Consider the following 20,106-nt stretch of genomic DNA (forward strand, 5'->3'; position numbering starts at 1 on the left):
CGGGTCGGCGTCGGAACGTCAGGCGAACCAGGTCAGCGCCTGGCCGTGCCCCCGGGCCCAGGCCAGCGGCTTGCCGTCCAGCGCGAGGACGTTGTGCAGCGCCGCGTCCGGCGAGTCGGGCAGCCCGTCGTAGGGCAACACCTCCGGGGCCTCGTTGGCGATCCAGTGCCCCGGCAGCTCACGGACGAGCCGGACGAACGCCTCCCGACGGGCGACGGGCACCTGGTAGAGCACCGAGGTGTGGAAGATGACAAGCGTCGCGCCGGCCGGGGCCCGCGCGGCCAGCGCCGGCAGGTCGTCCACCAGGTCGCCGCGGATCAGCAATGGCGGATCGGCCGCAGCGACCGCCGCGGCGGCGCGCAGACGGGCCCGCCGGTGCGCGTGCTCCGGCCAGATCAGGGCGTCCAACCACGACACCGCGTCCGCGTCGGTCACGTCGAGCGGGTTCAGGTCCAGGCCGGCCCGCCACACCACCTGGGGTACGCGCTCAGGCGGCACGAATCCGCTGGCCGCGCACTCCAGGACCGGCTCGCCGGACCCGATCCGGTGCTCCCCGTAGCGGTAGGCGTACCGGTCGGGGTAGAGGCAGAGCCCGGCGGACGCGCCGACCTCCAGCAGGGCCAGGGGCTGCGGCAGCGCGGCGAGCACCGGCAGCAGGACGGCGCAACGGCCGGCCTCGTTCGTCTGGGTGGCCCTTCGTCGTAACTCCGTCTCGATGACCGGCCAGTGCGTCACCGCGTAGTCGTGAAACGCGGCCGGGTCGTCGACCGGGCCACCGAGCCAGCGGACGACGCCGAACAGCAGGTTGGGCTGTCGCTTGGCCGGCGGAAGCGCGTCGAGGAGAGCGAGTAGATCGGGGTCGGCGGCCACCGCGTACGACAGCCGCTCGTACGTGGGCGACACGCCGTGTGCCTCGCGGCGAGCAAAATCGACGTACGCCTCGGCGGTTGTCATGCCCTCATCGTCGCAGCCCATTCCTCGGTGGGTCAGCCCCCGTGCCTGTGCGCTGACCCACCGGCCTTCTCGAGCCCGGCACCGCTCAGGGCAGCTGGCCCGGTCGGTCGACGATGGCGATGCGCAGTAGCGCGACAGCGTTGTACAGGGATTCCTTGCCGTCACGCACCACGGAGTTGCGGGTGCCGAGGTAGACGTGGGAGTCCCGATCGAAGATGAGGTCCAGGTTTCCACCGATCACCCCGGGCATCCGAATCGCCACCCCATGGCGGCCGGCGGCGTCCACCACGTCACCCGAGATGACGACCGCTCCGGGTTGCCGTGCCAGCAGTTCGAACAGCGCCGCGAGCGCTCGGGGTGGCACGTATCCGTCGAGCATCGACCACGCGGTGGTGTACGCCATGCTCTCGTCCCCGTAGACGGCCTCCTCATCGGCGCCTTCGGGTAGATGCAGGTCGACCGGGTGCGCCCGAAGGTAGCGCAGCAGCTCGTCCGGATCGGTGGGTAGGTCGCCGTGGTACGCGGGCGGCTGGAACGCGTCGAGCTCCTTGTCGGGATCGGCGGGATCATCGATGCGGAGCACCTTCAGTTGGCTCCACCCGTTCGGATCGGTCTCCGGTCGATACCGTGCCTGCGTATAGGCGACGCCACCGGCCGACTGCCACAGTTGGTTCCGAATCGTCCGGTACGGACCGCTGTTCGGCAGCTCCCGTATCGTCGCCAGGGACTCCGTGAAGACGTACTGGTCGGGGCGGGCGGTGAGCTCCGGCTGCTGCCGGGCGACGTCGGCCGCCAGGTGGAAGACCTCCGACGCGGTGGCCGTGGGCGGCGACTGATCGCCCATCTTCATGGTCTGGACCGCCAGCGCACCGGCGGTCAGCGTCACCGCCATCCCGACCGCTCCGGCGAGACGCCAACCGCGCAGGAACGGGGTACGGCGCCCGGCCGGACGGCCCGCCGACGCCAGCTCGGCCCGTTGGGCAACGTGTGCGCTCAGGTCCCTGAGAAGCTGCTCCTCGAAACCCTGCGGCGACCGTTCAGTCGTGTTCATCGTCAGCTCCGTCTCATCTCAGGCGAGGGTGGCGGCCGGGTGGGCGAGCACGGCACGGACGACGCGACGGGCACGATGCAGGCGGACCCGAGCGGCGACCGGCGACATCCCGAGCACGGTCGCCGCCTCGGCGACGGTGAGGCCGTCCACGGCGACGAGTTCGACAAGCGTGCGGGTGCCCTCGGGTAGCTCGCTCAATGCTCGATAGGTGCGGCGGGCCGCCGACTCGGCGTCGATCCGCTCCTCGATGCGGGCAATGTCATCGGGGCCCAGGTCCCGTCGTCCCGCCAGTCGGCCCGTCACCCGCAGCCGTTGGGCCGCCCGACGTCGCTCGTCGCCGATGACGTTGCGGGCCACCCCGAACAGCCAGCCGATCTGGCTGCCCCGGTCCGGCCGGTAGCCGGCCGCCGATTCGATCACCGCCAGGAACACGTCGGCGGTCAGATCGGCAGCGAGGTGTGGGTCGTCGACCCGCCGCGCCACGAACCGACCCACCGCCTCCAGGTGCCGCCGGTAGAAGGCCGCGAAGGCCACCGGATCGGCCCCGATGCCGGAGATGTCGTCATCGGATCGGCTGGTCTCATTCACGCGGGCCGTCCTCTCTCGCGCGTTCACACCTCTTCTTCGTTCGGCGGAACACCTGTGTTACGAACCCCGATTGAGCCCTCGTGCTGGCCTGACCGACGCCATCGGCGGCACCAACCCCGGCGAGCGGTATACCTCAGAGTCATGAATATGACTCTGAGGTATGTCGGCGATCGGCGGCATGCCCCGGGGGCGAGTCTGCCCGGCGCTGACGGCGACGCCGCTGGTCCGACTAGGCGGCCGCCCTGGTGATGCGGCATCATCGGACCACCGGCGACTGGCGGCACGGGGATGGTCAAACCATCGGGGAGCCTCTCGCGGGCGTCGACCGCCTGGGCGCCTGCGCCGAGGGACCGTCATGACCACGACCAGCGAATCCGCAGAACACCACACCCCATCGGGCACGGCTCGGCTCCTGCCGGGCGCACCCGTGGCCGAAGCCGTCCTGGCCGAGACCGCCGCCGCAGCAACCCGCCTGCGCAGCCGCGGGATCACACCGAGTCTCGCCACCATCCTCGTCGGGGACGACGACGCCAGCGCCGGCTACATCGCCATCAAGCAGCGTCAGGCCGCCGCGCTCGGGTTCGCCTCCCCGCACGTGCATCTGCCTGCGACCGTCGCCCAGATCGATCTGCACCGGGCCATCGCCCGATTCAACAGCGATCCGGCCGTGCACGGACTGCTCGTGCAGTACCCCGTTCCGGGGCATCTGGACTACGACGCGGCACTGCAGACGATCGACCCTGACAAGGACGTCGACGGCATGCATCCGCTCAACATGGGGCGTCTCGCCGTCGGCCTGCCCGGCCCGCTGCCGTGCACACCCGCGGGCATCGAAGCCCTCCTGGCGTACTACGAGATCCCGGTCGCCGGTCGTGAGGTCGTCATCCTCGGCCGCGGCGCCACCCTCGGTCGTCCCCTGGCGATGCTGCTCGCCCAGAAGCGCCCAACCGCCAACGCCGCCGTCACCGTCGTCCACACCGGTGTGCCCGACTGGGCGCGCTACACCCGCCGCGCCGACATCCTCGTCGCCGCCGCCGGCGTACCCGGCATCGTGCAGCCCGAGCACGTCAAGCCCGGCGCCGTCGTCATCGGCGCCGGCGTCCGCTACGACGGGCGGCGCCTCCTGCCGGACGTGGACGAAGCGTGCGCCGAGGTCGCTGGCGCCATCACGCCACGGGTCGGAGGGGTCGGTCCGACCACGGTCGCGATGCTGTTCCGCAACGCCGTGCGCGCCGCCGAACGCGCGACCCAGTAGCCCGGTCGCCGAGATCACTTGATGCTGAGTAGTCAGAGCGGCTCGGCCACAACTATTCAGCATCGAGTGATCGAGCCGGCTTCCTGCGTTTGGAGATCTCCTCCAGGTGCTGGAGTTGGTGCTGCCGAACCATCTCGTCCCATACCTCCTGGTCGTAGTCCGGGTCCGGCGGGATCCACTTGTGCGAGTTGTCGCTGTAGTGGAACCGTTCATCGCCCCGCCGGATCAGACTCACCGGACCCAGCCCAAGAAACGCCGGTGCAGCAGCCCGGCGGGCACCCAAGTCAGATCCTCAGCCGCCCAGACCAGGTAGGACCCCATGTAGAGGGCCAACGACAACGGCGCGCCGTCGAACTCGGCATGCAGCTCGGTGCGCCGGGTCCGGCAGGGCCAGGGCGCGTCACATCCGCCGCAGGTCCACACCGGAAGGACCGGGCCGTGCGTGGTCACCGCAGGCCGTCCAGGAAACGCCAGGTGGCGACGCGGGCGTGCCAGCAAGCGGCCCATTCCGCCTGATAACAGGGGTACGGGGACAGCCGCGCCCACCACCAGCGACGGCCGGCAACACCAGGCAGGCGCACCGCCATGATCTGCCCGGCCTGATCGTCGGTCACTCCCGCTCCTCCCCTGGCCAATGGCCTCGTCGGATCGGGATGCGATGCCGGGCACGACAGGGCAGATCCGCGCCGCAGCGACAGATCCGACGCCACCGCCGCCACGACCAGACCGGCCTATGCCGCCGCGCCAGAGTCATCGCCACCGCCAGCACGTAGTCGTCGTACGGCACACGCGATCCCATACGGCTCCAAAGTTGGACTCCTATTTTGGAAGTACAACCAGGCTAGATTTGGACTCCTAAATTGGGAACCTCTTCGCGGCGTGTCGCGGTGACCGGCTACGGCCGCGCGATAATCAGCCGGTGGTGAACCCGACGATCCAGCGGCGGCGTCTCGGTCTTGCCCTCAAACGGGCTCGTGAAGGTGCAGGCAAGACGCAGGACGAAGCGGCTGCTGTCATCGACGCAGCAGCGAGCAAGATCAGCAGGGTCGAGCTTGGACAGTCGGGCATCAAGCTCACCGACCTGAACCTGCTACTCGATCTCTACGGGGTCCGAGGCGATGACGCCGATCCGCTACGCGACCTTGCACGAGCAGGGCGACAACGCGGGCGCTGGAGCACCTACCGAAACGCCGTGCCGGACTGGTTCCGCCAGTACCTAGACCTCGAAGGCGACGCGTCAGAGATCCGCTGGTACCAGCCAGAGGTCATCCCCGGAGTCCTTCAAATCGAGCCTTACATCCGCGCCATGAACGCGATCGCCCACCCACGCCCGCCCACCGATGAGGTCGACCGGCAGGTTGCCGTGCGCATGGAACGGCAGTCGATTCTGCAGCAGGACGACGGGCCCGACCTGAGCTTCATCCTCAGCGAGTCGGCGCTGCGCCGAAGCATCGGTGACGCGACGACGATGCGCAAGCAACTCCTGCACCTGGCAGAGGTCAGCGAGCAGCCCAACGTCACCCTTCAGGTGTTCCCGTTCAACGCACAGACCTACGAGACCGCATCGTTCAGCTTCATCATCCTGCGTTTCGGGGACGACGCGGCATCGGACGTGATCTACGTCGAGACCTTCACCGACGCCGATTACCTTGACCGGCCGGACGCCGTACGCGCCTACACTCGACTTTGGGACCGACTCCGGGCTGCCGCTCTCGGGCCGGTAGAGTCGCGCAAGCTCATCCTGAGGATGGCGGACGACGTGGAGCGCCAACAGACCTGAGAGAGTGATCATGGAGACTTCGGATCGCCTGGTCTGGCGCAAGTCGAGCTACAGCGACAACAACGGCGGCGCGTGCGTCGAGGTCGCCGAACTGGGTACAAGCATCCTGGTGCGCGACAGCAAGAATCCCAGCGGATCGAACCTTTGCTTCACGAGAGGCGCGTGGACGAGGTTCCTACGGAGCATTCGATAGCCCAAGATCCAAGGTTCGAAACACCTGCCGCCAGCCGAACGCCCGGGCAGGCGAGCGCATTGGCGCAAGAACATTCGCCGAACCAGCTTGCCCGATCTGATCGCCCGCCCGCTCGCGACGACGTTTTGGGTACGGACGATATAGATATCTCAGGGTCTCAATGACAGGAGGGCCTGGGCACGCCCGGCAGGCCCGGAACTCCGTCCACTCCCTCGCTGGCGGTGGAGACAAGCCGCCCCTGGATGAGCGCGGCAAACGCGGCCGCACCTATGAGCTCACCTCTTGTTGATCGCGCCTTCGCGGGAACGAGAGCGCACTTCATCAATCCATGAGGCGCAATCGATCTCCTCTGCCTTCGGCTCGGGGCAGCCAAGGTCGGAGCGACGCCGTTCATCCCTGCCCGCCACAGCCAACGACGATGGAGCAAAGTTGGGCGGGTCTGCCGTTCAGCACGTCTATCCGTAGCGCAGGGACCATTATGGGAGATTGTGACGATAGTCCGTTTGCGCGGATCGCGACCGTTGAGTCGAGAGTGGCCTTGACCAGGCCGTTTTCCAGGGGCCGGCTAGAAACTGTCGTACAACCGTGCGATGGTATGAGCAGCTGCGGAGGGAGGGGCATGATGTCGTCTTCCGCGCACCGCGTGCGCCATACCGTCCCGCCCCAACCCAACTCCTGCCGCTGGTGCGGGACTCCTGAACGCGAGCATGCCCAACGGTGGACCCCTTCGAAGGGATGGCACAGGTGGGAGGTCCCGACTGCCGCTCAACGGCGGGCGCGGATGCTTGCGCGGCGAACATTAGGAATCAAGGGCAGCTAACTTCTCCAACTGCAGAAAGGTGTCGCGAAGTTCTGCCGGAACCTCTGCGGGCGTCTTGAGACTTCGCGCCATCTCGTACATCATTGACGCCTTCGAGTTGGGCCCGCTATCGCTCCCCTCCTTGAACAAGTTCAACAGCAATGTGCTGAACTTGCCAGCCCGCAGCGATTCGATCGATTCCGGATCCCAAGGCTTCCCGTCGTTCCGGGGCCACACCAGGTTCGCCACATTGCACCACTGCTCGTTCGTAAAGATGCACTCCAACTCTTTATCCGGCGTCCCCATCAAGCGAACGTGATTGACGATGTCGATACCCTCCTTCGCCAGGTTCGCATCACTGAAGACTCTGCTGTTCCTTCGACTGTCAGCATCAATGATTAGCATCACCTGCCGCTTCGACCGGGCCAGATACCCGACGAACTTTAAGGCGCCTTCGTTATTATGGCAACCGACGATCACTATCCCTGCCGCGTGTACTGGCCGGCCTGTAGTGAGGCGGAAAAGCAACGGGAAAGACAACTGCTCCGTTACGCCTTCTACGCCTACGAAGCATCGCTCGTGAAGCAATACCGTGTTGCGCAACCCCAGGGCGATGGCAATATCGGCGAGGTATCGCCCGTTCGCGTCGTTATCCAAATCGGACAGCAGCCGATTTATTCGGGTGCGCTCACCCTCAAGCTTTAGATGAACAATGTCCTCGATGGCTGCACCATCGATCAGATTCATGGAATGTGTAGCTATCACCATCGAGACACCAGGCACCGAGCACTGCTCGCGTATGAGTGCCATTACACGCCGCTGCTGAAGGTAGTCAAGGTGGGTGTCAGGTTCGTCGTACGCCAAGACGACGTGCTGCTGGTCGTCAGGGAAAGGATTATTCTCAGCATCGCGTTTAAGGAGCTCGCTCGCCCACTCCCAGACGGCAAGGCTGATACGGCGGTTTCTTCCTGCCCCCACAGTGCTGAGACTAACCGTTTCACCGCTGGTGCGAGCCAGCAGCAGCCTGGTAGATCGTAGGCCAGAGGTGAAGGACACATTCGGCTCGACGGCGACGCGGACCAGGTCGGGGCACCGTTGTTGAATGTGTTCGACGAGCCCCTGCGCGTCCTCACGAACTCGACGGCCGAGTTCCGCCTCCAAATCTCGCACTCGCTGCTTGAGATCCTCGTCCTCAAGGTGGGACCTATAGCGACTGTTCAACGCCGCCTTAATCGCGGCTTCGGCTGATTCAGCATCGCCGAAGAGTAGAAACTTCGGCAGCGATGCCCTGATTTCCTTACTGGCCGCGATCCAGGCCTGCGTTCGTGGCCGAGTGGCGGCGAACTGGTCCAATGCGATCATCCAGCTACTTCTGGACCTGGCGTCAGCAGCAGCAGCGACCCCATGTCTGCCTGCGATGCGTTTCAGGTCGGCGAGCGATCTAGCCTCAAGATCACGGAGGTCTTCGTCCTCGGGTGCGTCGACGAGCAGTTCCAGGCGAACTTCTGACTCCTGGTTTCGAATGCGGCGCATCCGGATCGTGCTGGGCAGCCCAAGGGCCGATTCCTCCCTCTTAGAGAGTCGAAATTCGCCCTCGACCCAGGTGGTCTCGACCCGCTCGACGAGATCTTGGTTCTCGACCTCGGACACGGTGCGGTCCGCACCAGGGTCCGTCGCGAAGGTCCGATCCTCTTCGGTGAGCGGGTGGGTCCCAAGCAGGAATGCGAGCGCGTCGATCGTGGCGGACTTCCCACTGTCGTTAGGGCCCGTCAAGATCGTAGGGCGGTGGACTGGGATGGGACCGACGTCCTGCAAGCTACGGAACCCCCGCACGGAAATCGAAACGAGCTCCATGGACGTCCTCCCCGTTTCCGTCTCGCCTCAGCCATAGGCGAAAGCGCCCGAGCGAGCAGCACATAATGAACGCAACGCGAGTAGACAGCCTATACCAGGCCAGCCCCTAGACGTTGTAGGCCCACCGACTCCCGGTACTGCAACCCAAGCGAACCCACGTCCTCCAACCCGCCGAAGGCAGTGTCATATGGTTGCAACTTTTGCGGTGGTTGGCGACAAATGGCAGCAATCGAAATAATCTCGCTTTCTCTACCCAGGACCACGCCGACCATCGCCCCTAATATTGAATTGCTTGACAGTGGGGGCCTCAGTAAGTTCTTGGACGACCCTCAGGACGCAACCAAGGAAGCGGCATGGATCTTCATGATTTGAACGACGCTACACGCGCAGCAATGATCATCGAGATCGAAGCGGACATCGAGAGCGGCAGCCTCTTCGTGAGTCGACGCCTAAACGGCACTGGCATGAGCCGGTGGCCTCTGATTTTGATTGACGCCGCAAGGACTGGCGATCCAGAGTCACTGGCGTTCTGCATACGCGGCGAGGGTTTGCTTGTCGATCTAGAAATCTCTCACCGAAACGGCAAACCGTACGAGAAGAAAGTCCCCGTCAATGCTGCTGAAACCTTGGCGCAAGGGGAGTTTGTTCGGTTTTACATGAGAGCTGTTTGCATCCAAGCATTAAGTGCAGGAACGAAGGTTCGAGTGTATCGCGCAAAGTCCGTCATGAACCATCGACGCGAATCCGAAGCCAAGATCGGGAGTGTTGTCGACCCGACCGAGCTGCTTGCGGACTTACGACGCAACGTCGGAATGGATACATTTCTCGGACTACCACCTGGACCTAACTCCGGCCTTTGCGTTCGCCTGATCTGACGCAAGATAGCCGGTGGTTGACGAGATTTAGTGAGTGCACCTGCCTGGGAGTACCTAGAAACGGCGCTGCCCCGACCTCCGGTGAGGAAGTCGGGGCAGCGCCGCGTTACGCGTACGTCAGCTGCAGCCGCTGGTGGAGCCGCAGCCCTCGCAGACGTAGCAGCTACCGGCGGGGCGCATCTTCGTACCGCAGGTGAAGCAGAGCGGCGCGTCGGCGGCCTTGCCGATCACGGCCTCCAGCAGTTCGGTGCTGGAACCCACGCTCGGGGCCGGCTTGGCGACGGCCACGTCGGCCATCTCCTGGGCCGGCTGAGCGACGGCCTCGGTCCTGGCCGGGGCCTCGACCGGTGCCGACGACGCCATCGCGGTGAGTTCCGCGCCGGTGACGGCGGCGGCCTCCGCGTCGGCCTCGGCCCGCAGCTGGGCGGCCCGCTCGCTGGCGGTGAAGATGCCCAGCTCGGCGCGGCGCTCGTAGGGCAGGAAGTCCAGTGCCAGGCGACGGAAGATGTAGTCCATCACCGAGGCCGCCATCCGCACGTCCGGGTCGTCGGTCATGCCGGCCGGCTCGAAGCGCATGTTGGTGAACTTGCTGACGAACGTCTCCAGCGGCACGCCGTACTGCAGGCCGATGCTGATGGCCACCGAGAAGGCGTCCATCACGCCGGCCAGGGTGGAGCCCTGCTTGGACATCTTGAGGAAGACCTCGCCGAGGCCGTCGTCCGGGTAGGACGACGCGGTGAGGTAGCCCTCGGCGCCACCGACGGAGAAGCTGACCGTCTCGGACGTGCGCTTCTTCGGCAGGCGCTTACGCACCGGCCGGTACTCGATGACCTTCTCCACCGCGGCCGGCGCGGCGGCTGCGGTCTCGACGGCGGCCGGCGTGGTGGCCTTCTTGGACTTGGCCACCGAGAGCGGCTGGCCGACCTTGCAGTTGTCCCGGTAGATCGCCAGCGCCTTGAGGCCGAGCTTCCAGCCCTCGAAGTAGATCTTCTCGACGTCCTCGACGGTGGCCGCCTCCGGCATGTTGACCGTCTTGGAGATGGCGCCGGAGACGAACGGCTGGATCGCCGCCATCATCCGCACGTGGCCCATCGGGGCGATCGACCGCTCGCCCATCGCGCAGTCGAACACCGCGTAGTGCTCCGGCTTGAGGCCCGGGGCGTCCACCACGTGGCCGTGGTCGGCGATGTGCTCGATGATCGCCTCGACCTGCTCCTCGGGGTAGCCGAGGCTGCGCAGGGCGCGCGGCACCGTCTGGTTGACGATCTGCATCGAGCCGCCGCCGACCAGCTTCTTGAACTTGACCAGCGCCAGGTCCGGCTCCACGCCGGTCGTGTCGCAGTCCATCATGAAGCCGATCGTGCCGGTCGGGGCGAGGACGCTGGCCTGCGCGTTGCGCCAGCCGAACTTGTCACCGATCTTGTTGCCCTGGGTCCACTGCTTGGTCGCCTCACGGACGATCGCGGTGGCCACCGGGCTGGTCGGCTTGATCTCGTCGTTGGCCGCGGCGTGCTTGCGCATGACCCGCTTGTGCGGCTCGGCGTTGCGGGCGTAGCCGTCGTACGGGCCGACGACGCCGGCCAGCTCGGCGGAGCGGCGGTAGGCGGTGCCGGTCATCAGCGACGTGATCGACGCGGCGACCGAGCGGCCCTGGTCCGAGTCGTACGGCAGGCCGGTGGCCATCAACAGGGCGCCCAGGTTGGCGTAGCCGATGCCGAGCTGCCGGTAGGCGCGGGTGGTCTCACCGATCTTCTCGGTCGGGAAGTCGGCGAAGCAGATCGAGATGTCCATCGCGGTGATGACGAACTCGACGGACTTGACGAACTTCTCCACCTCGAAGCCGCCGTCGGCCCGGAGGAACTTCATGAGGTTGAGCGAGGCGAGGTTGCACGAGGAGTTGTCCAGGTGCAGGTACTCCGAGCACGGGTTCGACGCGGTGATCCGCCCGGTCTCCGGGCAGGTGTGCCAGTCGTTGATCGTGTCGTCGTACTGCAGGCCGGGGTCGGCGCACTCCCAGGCGGCCTGGGAGATGGTGCGGAACAACTTCTTGGCGTCCACGGTGTCGATCACCGAGCCGTCCAGGCGACCGCGCAGGTCAAAGCCGCCGCCGTTCTGCACGGCGGTCATGAACTCGTCCGAGACGCGGACCGAGTTGTTGGCGTTCTGGTACTGCACGCTGACGATGTCGGAGCCGCCGAGGTCCATGTCGAACCCGGCGTCGCGCAGCGCGCGGATCTTGTCCTCCTCGCGCGCCTTGGTCGCCACGAACTCCTCGATGTCCGGGTGGTCCACGTCGAGGATGACCATCTTGGCCGCGCGCCGGGTGGCGCCACCGGACTTGATGGTGCCGGCGGAGGCGTCCGCGCCGCGCATGAAGCTGACCGGGCCGGAGGCGGTGCCGCCGGAGGAGAGCAGTTCCTTGGAGGAACGGATCCGGGAGAGGTTGACCCCGGCCCCCGAGCCGCCCTGGAAGATCCGCCCCTCCTCCTTGTACCAGTCGAGGATGGAGTCCATCGAGTCGTCGACGGAGAGGATGAAGCAGGCGCTGACCTGCTGCGGCGACGGCGTGCCGACGTTGAACCAGACCGGCGAGTTGAAGCTGAACACCTGGTTCAGCAGCATCCAGGTCAGCTCGTGGGCGAAGACCTCGGCGTCCGCCGGGCTGGCGAAGTAGCCGTACTCCTCGCCGGCGGTGCGGTAGGTGGTGACCACCCGGTCGATCAGCTGCTTGAGCGACCACTCCCGCTCCGGGGTCCCCACCGCGCCCCGGAAGTACTTGGTGGTCACGATGTTCGCCGCGTTGACGCTCCACGACTCCGGGAACTCAACCCCACGCTGCTCGAAGTTGATCGAGCCGTCCCGCCAGTTCGTCATCACGACGTCGCGGCGCTCCCAGGACACCTCGTCGTACGGGTGGACCCCCTCCGTCGTCCACACCCGCTCGATCTTCAGCCCCGCGCCTGCCTTGTTCCGTGAACGGCTCGTTGTCACGCCGTCGCCCCCCTCGTCTGCGCGGTCACCCACCGCGCGTCCTGATCTTTCGAAAAACAGTGAAGTCAACTGGTACGGCCGGCGGCCTCAACCGCGTCGGCCCGGCCCTGCTCCCGGGCTCGCGCCACGGCCCGCAACGTCTCGATCTCGCGCTCAAAGTCGGCGAGCGAGTCGAAGGAGCGGTAGACGCTGGCGAACCGCAGGTAGGCGATCTCGTCCAGGTCGCGCAGCGGGCCCAGGATCGCCAGGCCCACCTCGTGACTGGGGATCTCGGCGGCCCCCTTGGCCCGGACGGTCTCCTCCACGCGCTGCGCCAGCAGCGCGAGTGAGTCGTCGTCCACCGGCCGGCCCTGGCACGCCTTGCGCACCCCGCCGATGATCTTCGTACGACTGAACGGCTCGGTCACCCCGCTGCGCTTGACCACCGCGAGGACCGCCTCCTCGACGGTGGTGAACCGCTTGCCGCACTCCGGGCAGGAGCGCCGCCGCCGGATGAGCTGGCCGTCGTCGGCCTCCCGCGAGTCGACCACGCGGGAGTCGGCGTGCCGGCAGTACGGACACCGCATCGCCCAACCTCCAAAATCATGATCAACCGCGGACACTCCGGGCACTCCCGGACACGGCTCGCCACGGCGGCACCACCCTCGGGTGACGCCCGCCGTGATCAACGTTACGGGAGTGCGGTCGGTAGTCGAACCCAACCTGTAGGCAACTTACGCCCGTGTCACTACTACATCTAGGGGTTGACCGTATGTCGCTGGCGAACCCGGGTCAAGTCGACCGGCGTGTCCGGCGCGTCACGGACCATCCGGTCCTCCGCACCTGCCACCTCACCGCAGAACCAACGCCGGGAACCCGCTCCGGTTACCGGCCGCACGGCCGGAACGCCCCGGAAAACAGCCACCGATCGAACATCCGTGCTACTCGACGTACCATTTATCAGAACATCCGTACGACCGGAGCGGTTTTTCACCCCGACACGCCGGTGAGAGGTCGTACAGATGTTTGAAAATGACCGATCTCACCTATACGGTCATGAACAACATGGCACCACCGCACGCACCACGAGCCGACGAGGCACCCAGCGCCGACCAGGGAGGACGGACGTGACCGAAGACCGGGCCAGCCGGCCGAAGAGCCCGCAGCAGATCACCGAGGCGGGCCCGCCGGCCACCCGACGCCGCAGCGCCGCGCGCAGCCGGACGGGTCAGCCTGCCGTGCGCCCGGTCACCCCGGTGGTCAGCGCCTTCCCCGACCCCGCGACGGTCGACCTGACCGCCCGCCAGCGCCGCATCCTGGAGTTCATCCGCACCTGGGTCGACCGGCACGGCTACCCGCCGAGCGTCCGTGAGATCGGCGAGGCGGTCGGCCTGGTGTCCCCGTCGAGCGTCGCCTACCAGCTCAAGGAGCTGGAGAAGAAGGGCTTCCTCCGCCGCGACCCCAACCGGCCCCGAGCGGTGGACGTCCGTGCCCCCAGCGAGGCCATCGACGACGAGTTGTCCCGCGCCCAACGGCCCACCCCGGCGTACGTGCCGATGCTCGGCCGCATCGCCGCCGGTGGGCCGATCCTCGCCGAGCAGGCGGTGGAGGACATCTTCCCCCTGCCCCGCGAGCTGGTCGGCGAGGGCGAGGTGTTCATGCTCCAGGTCAAGGGTGACTCGATGCTCGACGCGGCGATCTGCGACGGCGACTGGGTGGTCGTCCGGCAGCAGCCGACGGCCGACTCGGGCGAGATCGTGGCCGCCATGCTCGACGGCGAGGCCACCGTCAAGACCTACCGGCGACGCGACGGGCACGTCTGGCTGATGCCGCAGAACCCCGCCTTCGACCCGATCCCCGGCGACGACGCCACCATCATGGGCCGGGTTGTGGCGGTGCTCCGCCGGATCTGACCGGCCGGCGCGCGGGTGAGTGGCCCCACCGCGCTCACCCGCGCGGCCGGACCGATGCGCTGACCGTGTCAGTAGCGGTCGCCCCGCTGGCCACGGCCGCCCCCGGGATACTGCCCGTACGGGTCGCCGGGCACGTCGCCGTCCCGCCGACGGCCGGGCCGCTGGCCCCGGTAGTCCGGCTCCTGCCCACCGCGCCGTGGCGGCTCCGCCCGACCGCCGCCGGGCTGACCACCACCGCCGCCGTACACCCCGCCGCCCGGTCGGCCACCGGCACCGCCGGGTGGACCTCCGGGGCCGCCGGCACGGCCGCCACCGTAGACACCGCCCCCGACCGGAGCACCGCCGCCACCACCGCCGGGGCGGGCGGGGCCGTAACCGCCGCCACCCCCCTCACCGGCTGGGCGCGCACCGCCGCCGCCGTACACGGCACCGCCAGCAGGAGCGGGACCGCCCCGGCCGGAACCACCGCCGTAGACGCCGCCATCGGCCGCCGCCCCGCCGTACACGCCGGTGCCGGGACGGCCACCGCCGGGCGGGGCGCCCTCGTCCCGCCCTGCGCCGCGCCGGTCGTCCCGGTCATCCGTCGAGTCCGAATCGTCGGCCGCCGGTGGCCGGCGGCGGGCCCGCAGGATGCCGACGATGCCGGCGCCGACGAGCAGCAGACCGAGCACGCCGACCGCGCCCACGAGGTAGGTGATGTCATCGAGACTGAGCCCGTCGATCCAGGACTTCTCGGCGGCCGGGTTGGCACCCCCGGGAGCGGCAACGGGCGCGGCCACGCTGTTGGACGGCGTGTAGCTCAGAATGTCGACGGGCTCGTCCGCGGTGAGCTGCCCGCCGTCGGAGACGGTGACGAAGGTCTTCCCGTCCGGGGTGTAGGAGATCGCCTCACCGAACGGGTCGGCCAGTGGCGTCACCCGCGGCTTGCCGGTGGTGAGCGCCCCGACGATGTTGCCGTCGGTCACGTCGTACTCGAAGGCGTCCGCGTACGTCCGGACGACGACGCGGCTGCCGTCCGGCGATCGGGCGGCCCCGGTGACCGCGAGCCGCCCGTAGACGCTGAGCGGGTTCTCCGTGGTGGTCTTCGGCAGCTTGATCTCGCCGACCTTCTTCATCGGCACCGGCGCGGTGTCGCCGTTCTTCAGCTTCGCCGTCGGGGTGTAGATCTCCGCGTTGCCGCTCGACACCTTGGTGATGATCAGCGGAAGGCCGTCGGCCCCCACCAGCAACGCCTCGGCGTCGTGCGGCTTGTTCTCGGGGTAGGAGAGCCGGTGCAGCACGGGCTGCTTCGTACCGGTGATCGGCATGGTCCAGACCGCGATCCGCGACCGCCGCTCCTTGTTGGTGGTGTTGTCGCCGATGTCACCGATCCACAGGGTGTCGCCCTTCGGCGACACGGCGAGGTCCTCGGTGTCGAACGGCCCCTGACCCGAGTAGCGGACCGGCTCCTTGACGACCTTGCACTTGCTGTCGAGGAAGAAGATCCGTTTGCGCGCCTCAACCTCGGTGCCGTCGTTGATGACGATGTAGCCGGTCTTGGTCGCTACCAGCCCGGACAGCTCCCGCAGCCGCTCGTCGGTGACCGAGCAGCGCTTCTTGCCAGGGGTGGCGCCGGGCGGCTGGGATGATCCGGGAGCGGGAGCGGCTACGGCGACTCCGGCCAGCGCCACGGTTGCCCCGAGCAGGCCGAGGGCAACCGTGACCGAGGAAACAACGCGGCGCATTCGGCCAGTGTCGCATGCCGCGCGTTTCCGGTGGATGACGCCGGGGCCGCTCAGGGCCGGCTGCCGACCGCCTGGCCCTCGCGCTGCACGTCGAACGGCGCCAGCTCGGCGGCGAGCGCCGCGCTGACCCGAACGTGCAGCAGGGTGCCCTCCGGTAGGTGCGACGTACTGAGCACCTCGCCCGTGCGGTGCACCCGGGACACCAGGTCACCCCGGTCGTACGGCAGCACGGCCCGGACCTCCACGGCGGGTTGCGGCAGCCGCTCCTCGATCGCCGCCCGCAGGGCGTCGATCCCCCGCCCCGAGTACGCCGAGACGAAGATCGCCTCGGGCCAGAGTCGCTTGAGCCGCAGCAGCGCGTCCTCGTCGGCCGCGTCGGTCTTGTTGACCACCAGCAGCTCGGGCAGCCGGTCCGCGCCCACCTCGGCGAGCACCTCGTGCACCGCCCGGACCTGCTCCTCCGGATCCGGGTGGGTGCCGTCGACGACGTGCACCACCAGGTCCGCCTCCGCGACCTCCTCCAGCGTCGAGCGGAACGCCTCGACGATCTGGTGCGGCAGGTGCCGGACGAAGCCCACCGTGTCGGAGAGCGTGTAGAGCCGCCCGTCCGAGGTGGTGGCCTTGCGGGTGGTCGGGTCGAGCGTCGCGAAGAGCGCGTTCTCCACCAGCACGCCCGCGCCGGTCAGTCGGTTGAGCAGGCTGGACTTGCCGGCGTTGGTGTAGCCGGCGATGGCCACGGCGGGCACGGAGTTGCGGGTGCGACGGGCGCGCTTGGTGACGCGTACCGTGCGCATGCTCTTGATCTCGCGACGCAGCCGGGAGATGCGGTGACGGATGCGCCGACGGTCGGTCTCCAGCTTGGTCTCACCGGGACCACGCACACCCACACCGCCGCCCGCGCCGCCGCCGCGACCGCTACCACCGGTCTGGCGGGAGAGCGTCTCACCCCAACCGCGCAGTCGGGGCAGCAGGTATTGCAGCTGGGCCAGCTCGACCTGCGCCTTACCTTCCTTGCTCTTGGCGTGCTGGGCGAAGATGTCGAGGATCAGCGCCGTCCGGTCGACAACCTTGACCTTGGTGCGCTGCTCCAGGTTGCGCAGCTGCGACGGCGACAGCTCACCGTCACAGATGACCGTGTCGGCGCCGGTGGACAGCACCACCGCGCCAAGATCGTCGACCTTGCCGCGACCGATGTACGTGGCCGGGTCGGGTCGGGTACGACGCTGGATCAGCCCTTCGAGCACCTGCGAGCCGGCGGTCTCGGCCAGCGCGGCCAGCTCGGTCAGGGAATTCTCCGCGTCGGTGACCGTGCCCTCGGTCCAGACGCCCACCAGGACGACCCGCTCCAGTCGCAGCTGGCGGTATTCCACCTCGGTGACGTCGGTGAGCTCGGTTGACAGGCCCGGAACGCGTCGCAGGGACTGTCGCTCCGACAGCTCCATCTCGCCAGTGGTGACGTCGTCGAACTCGTCCTCGACGGGGACGAAGCTCTCCTGGTCTCGCAAGCGGTTCTCCTGTCCGAAATGATGAGTAGAACGTAATCCTGACATGGCACAACGCCGAACGCACCTGCTATATGCCCGTGCTGGAGGTCGCCAAAAGTGGGGGCGAATACCGGTCGACCTCGACAACCCGGTAGAAATGCGGGGGCGGCGGCCGACCGGCCGCACAGCCGTGACGGAGGGACCCCGTGGCCATCACCCGACTGCCGAGCGCCGGATTCTCGATCACCATCCGGATCGCCGTGACCGCGGACGCGTCCTCGATCGGCCGGCTCACCACCTCCGTCGGCGAGGCCGGAGCGATCGTCACGGCGCTGGACGTGGTGGACTCGGACCCGACCAACGTGATCGTCGACCTGACCTGCGACACCGCCGACGCCGGTCACGCCGACCAGGTGGTCGAGGCGCTGACCGCGCTCGACGGCGTGGACGTGCGCAAGGTGTCGGACCGCACCTTCCTCCTGCACCTCGGCGGCAAGATCGAGGTGACCTCCAAGGTCGCGCTGCGCAACCGTGACGAGCTGTCCCGGGCGTACACCCCGGGGGTGGCCCGGGTCTGCATGGCGATCGCCGAGAACCCGGCGGACGCCCGACGGCTGACGATCAAGCGCAACACGGTGGCGGTGGTCAGCGACGGCTCCGCGGTGCTCGGGCTGGGCAACCTGGGCCCGGCCGCGTCGCTGCCGGTGATGGAGGGCAAGGCCGCGCTGTTCAAGCGCTTCGGCGGGGTGGACGCCTGGCCGGTCGTGCTGGACACGCAGGACACCGACGAGATCGTGCAGATCGTCAAGGCGATCGCGCCCGCGTACGGCGGGATCAACCTGGAGGACATCGCCGCGCCGCGCTGCTTCGAGATCGAGGCCCGGCTGCGCGAGGCGCTGGACATCCCGGTCTTTCACGACGATCAGCACGGCACCGCGATCTGCGTGCTGGCCGCGCTGACCAACGCGCTGCGCGTCGTGGGCAAGCAGCTCGCGGACGTCCGGGTCGTCGTCTCCGGCGCCGGCGCGGCGGGCACCGCGATCATGAAGCTGCTGCTGCGCCAGGGCGTCGGCGACATCATCGCGTACGACCGCCAGGGCGCCCTGCACCGCGGGCTGACCGACCTCAACCCGGCCTGGCAGTGGCTGGCGGAGAACACCAACAAGGAGAACTACGCGGGCGACCTGCCCGGCGCGATCCGGGGCGCCGACGTGTTCATCGGGGTCAGCGCGCCGAACCTGCTCACCGGCGACGACATCGCCGGCATGGCGAAGGACGCCATCGTCTTCGCGCTGGCCAACCCGGACCCGGAGGTCGACCCCCGGGAGGCGCGCAAGTACGCCGCGGTGGTCGCCACCGGCCGCTCGGACCAGCCCAACCAGATCAACAACGTGCTCGCCTTCCCCGGCGTGTTCCGCGGGATGCTTGACGCGCACGCCGAGGAGTTCACCGAGGAGATGGCGATCGCGGCCGCCCGGGCCATCGCCGACGTCGTCGGTGAGGAGAAGATCAACCCGACGGTGATCGTGCCGAGCGTCTTCGACTCGCGGGTCGCCCCGGCGGTCGCGGCCGCCGTCCGGGCCGCCGCGAACAACCCCAGCCCTCTCCCGGCAGCCGACCCGGGCCCCACCGACCTCCCCGAGATCGCGGCCAACGCCAGCGCCACCCCGTAACGCACGAACCGCCGGGCACCCGACCCCGCCCCTCCGTCGATCATGAAGTTATTGCCATGACACGCCGAGCAGGCTGGCAATAACTTCATGATCGACGCGGCGCGCCCGCGATGTGGGCGCGGTGGGTCAGAGGAGGGGGTGGGTTGGGTTGGTCAGCGCGGAAAGGCTGATCTCGCCCGTTGCCACCAGGACGGCGGGGCCGGACAGCCAGCAGGAGTTCTCGGTGACCGTCACCGTCAGGCGGCCGCCGGGGACGTCGACGGCGACCACACCGGTGTCGCGGCCGGCGTCGCGCAGGGCCACCGCGCCCACCGCGCAGGCACCGGTGCCGCAGGACAGGGTCTCGGCGCTGCCACGCTCGTACACCCGCATCAGGGAGTGCCCGTCGGTGCCGTCGACCGGGTCGCCCGCCACGATGAACTCCACGTTGACGCCGGCCGGGAAGACCTCAGGGTCGAACCCGGGCGCGACGGTGAGATCCAGCGCGGCCAACTCCACGCCCGCCGGCAGGACACAGACCAGGTGCGGGTTGCCGATGTCCACAGCCGTGCCGGGCAGGGTCAGCCCGCCCAGGGTGGCGGTCGAGGAGCCGTACACCTGGGGGCGGCGCATCTCGACGGACACGGCGTCGCCCTCGACCAGCGCGCGCACGACGCCGGCCCGGGTGGCCACCGGCAACGCCGCGCCGGCCGGCGTGGCCAGATCGTTGTCGAGCAGGTAGCGCACGAAGACCCGCGCGCCGTTGCCGCACATCTCGGCGAACGAACCGTCGGCGTTCCAGTAGTCCATGAACCACTCGGCCTCGCCGGCCAGCCCGGCGCCGTCCGGATGCTTGGCCGCCCGGACGACCCGCAGCACGCCGTCCGCGCCGATGCCCCGCCGCCGGTCGCAGAGCGCCGCGACCAGCTCCGGGGTCAGGTCGAGCTGACCGTCCGGGTCGGGCAGGAGGACGAAGTCGTTGCCGGTGCCGTGGCCCTTGGTGAACTCCACGCC

At 68.2% G+C, this 20,106-nt stretch carries 17 protein-coding genes; 6 read left to right on the forward strand and 11 right to left on the reverse strand.

The annotated features are described in order from the left end of the window. Positions 1–18: 18 nt before the first annotated feature. The 3 genes from ABZU53_RS05400 to ABZU53_RS05410 form a co-directional block, all read right to left on the reverse strand. The gene (locus tag ABZU53_RS05400; protein ID WP_355064004.1) at positions 19–954 is read right to left on the reverse strand and encodes a DUF2332 domain-containing protein; all 936 of its coding nucleotides are present in this window, start codon (positions 952–954) and stop codon (positions 19–21) included. An 85-nt stretch (positions 955–1,039) separates the two neighbouring features. After that, positions 1,040–2,005 carry a CU044_5270 family protein gene (locus ABZU53_RS05405; RefSeq protein WP_355064006.1) on the reverse strand — a complete coding sequence of 322 codons (966 nt, stop codon included), beginning with the start codon at positions 2,003–2,005 and terminating at the stop codon, positions 1,040–1,042. An 18-nt stretch (positions 2,006–2,023) separates the two neighbouring features. Next, positions 2,024–2,593, reverse strand: a complete 570-nt coding sequence (locus ABZU53_RS05410; protein WP_355064008.1) for a sigma-70 family RNA polymerase sigma factor — start codon at positions 2,591–2,593, stop codon at positions 2,024–2,026. Positions 2,594–2,948: 355 nt separating this feature from the next. Here ABZU53_RS05410 and ABZU53_RS05415 point away from each other — a divergent pair, with 355 nt between their 5' ends. Next, entirely contained in the window at positions 2,949–3,848 is a 900-nt protein-coding gene (locus tag ABZU53_RS05415; protein ID WP_355064010.1) for a bifunctional 5,10-methylenetetrahydrofolate dehydrogenase/5,10-methenyltetrahydrofolate cyclohydrolase, read from the forward strand. A gap of 231 nt (positions 3,849–4,079) precedes the next feature. Here ABZU53_RS05415 and ABZU53_RS05420 read toward each other — a convergent pair whose 3' ends face one another. Both ABZU53_RS05420 and ABZU53_RS05425 read right to left on the reverse strand, forming a co-directional pair. Next, a complete protein-coding gene (locus ABZU53_RS05420) occupies positions 4,080–4,298 on the reverse strand; it encodes a hypothetical protein (protein ID WP_355064011.1) in 219 nt (72 codons plus the stop codon). Further along, the gene (locus ABZU53_RS05425) at positions 4,295–4,462 is read right to left on the reverse strand and encodes a hypothetical protein (protein WP_355064013.1); all 168 of its coding nucleotides are present in this window, start codon (positions 4,460–4,462) and stop codon (positions 4,295–4,297) included. The genes ABZU53_RS05420 and ABZU53_RS05425 overlap by 4 nt, the downstream gene beginning before the upstream one ends. Before the next feature lie 305 nt (positions 4,463–4,767). On the opposite strand from ABZU53_RS05425, the gene ABZU53_RS05430 reads away from it, so the two are divergent. Then, positions 4,768–5,628: a DUF5753 domain-containing protein gene (locus ABZU53_RS05430; protein WP_355064015.1), complete on the forward strand. Its 861-nt coding sequence runs from the start codon at positions 4,768–4,770 to the stop codon at positions 5,626–5,628. A 10-nt stretch (positions 5,629–5,638) separates the two neighbouring features. Beyond that, positions 5,639–5,821, forward strand: a complete 183-nt coding sequence (locus ABZU53_RS05435; RefSeq protein WP_355064017.1) for a DUF397 domain-containing protein — start codon at positions 5,639–5,641, stop codon at positions 5,819–5,821. A 799-nt stretch (positions 5,822–6,620) separates the two neighbouring features. Here the strand turns inward: ABZU53_RS05435 and ABZU53_RS05440 are convergent. Beyond that, the gene (locus tag ABZU53_RS05440) at positions 6,621–8,270 is read right to left on the reverse strand and encodes a TOPRIM nucleotidyl transferase/hydrolase domain-containing protein (RefSeq protein ID WP_355064019.1); all 1,650 of its coding nucleotides are present in this window, start codon (positions 8,268–8,270) and stop codon (positions 6,621–6,623) included. Positions 8,271–8,827: 557 nt separating this feature from the next. Between ABZU53_RS05440 and ABZU53_RS05445 the strand changes: the two genes are divergently transcribed. Beyond that, positions 8,828–9,349, forward strand: a complete 522-nt coding sequence (locus ABZU53_RS05445; RefSeq protein WP_355064021.1) for a hypothetical protein — start codon at positions 8,828–8,830, stop codon at positions 9,347–9,349. A gap of 117 nt (positions 9,350–9,466) precedes the next feature. On the opposite strand, the gene ABZU53_RS05450 is transcribed toward ABZU53_RS05445, so the two are convergent. Together ABZU53_RS05450 and nrdR are read right to left on the reverse strand one after the other, a co-directional pair. Next, on the reverse strand, positions 9,467–12,373 hold the full coding sequence (locus ABZU53_RS05450) for a vitamin B12-dependent ribonucleotide reductase (RefSeq protein WP_354862362.1): 2,907 nt from the start codon (positions 12,371–12,373) through the stop codon (positions 9,467–9,469). A 32-nt stretch (positions 12,374–12,405) separates the two neighbouring features. Then, positions 12,406–12,906 (reverse strand): transcriptional regulator NrdR, encoded by a 501-nt coding sequence (gene nrdR / locus ABZU53_RS05455; protein WP_234587987.1) that lies wholly within the window; start codon positions 12,904–12,906, stop codon positions 12,406–12,408. 540 nt (positions 12,907–13,446) lie between these two features. Between nrdR and lexA the strand changes: the two genes are divergently transcribed. Beyond that, entirely contained in the window at positions 13,447–14,232 is a 786-nt protein-coding gene (gene lexA, locus ABZU53_RS05460) for a transcriptional repressor LexA (RefSeq protein WP_355064023.1), read from the forward strand. A gap of 68 nt (positions 14,233–14,300) precedes the next feature. Here the strand turns inward: lexA and ABZU53_RS05465 are convergent, their stop codons facing one another. Together ABZU53_RS05465 and hflX are read right to left on the reverse strand one after the other, a co-directional pair. Further along, the gene (locus ABZU53_RS05465; protein ID WP_355064025.1) at positions 14,301–15,956 is read right to left on the reverse strand and encodes a hypothetical protein; all 1,656 of its coding nucleotides are present in this window, start codon (positions 15,954–15,956) and stop codon (positions 14,301–14,303) included. Between the two features lie 50 nt (positions 15,957–16,006). Next, the gene (gene hflX / locus ABZU53_RS05470; protein WP_354862366.1) at positions 16,007–17,461 is read right to left on the reverse strand and encodes a GTPase HflX; all 1,455 of its coding nucleotides are present in this window, start codon (positions 17,459–17,461) and stop codon (positions 16,007–16,009) included. Positions 17,462–17,646: 185 nt separating this feature from the next. On the opposite strand from hflX, the gene ABZU53_RS05475 reads away from it, so the two are divergent. Beyond that, positions 17,647–19,113, forward strand: a complete 1,467-nt coding sequence (locus tag ABZU53_RS05475) for an NAD-dependent malic enzyme (RefSeq protein WP_354862368.1) — start codon at positions 17,647–17,649, stop codon at positions 19,111–19,113. 126 nt (positions 19,114–19,239) lie between these two features. Here ABZU53_RS05475 and dapF read toward each other — a convergent pair whose 3' ends face one another. After that, positions 19,240–20,103 (reverse strand): diaminopimelate epimerase, encoded by an 864-nt coding sequence (gene dapF, locus ABZU53_RS05480; protein WP_355064026.1) that lies wholly within the window; start codon positions 20,101–20,103, stop codon positions 19,240–19,242. Between the last annotated feature and the right edge of the window lie 3 nt (positions 20,104–20,106).

Source organism: Micromonospora sp. NPDC005194, from assembly GCF_040608335.1.
Lineage (GTDB): Bacteria > Actinomycetota > Actinomycetes > Mycobacteriales > Micromonosporaceae > Micromonospora.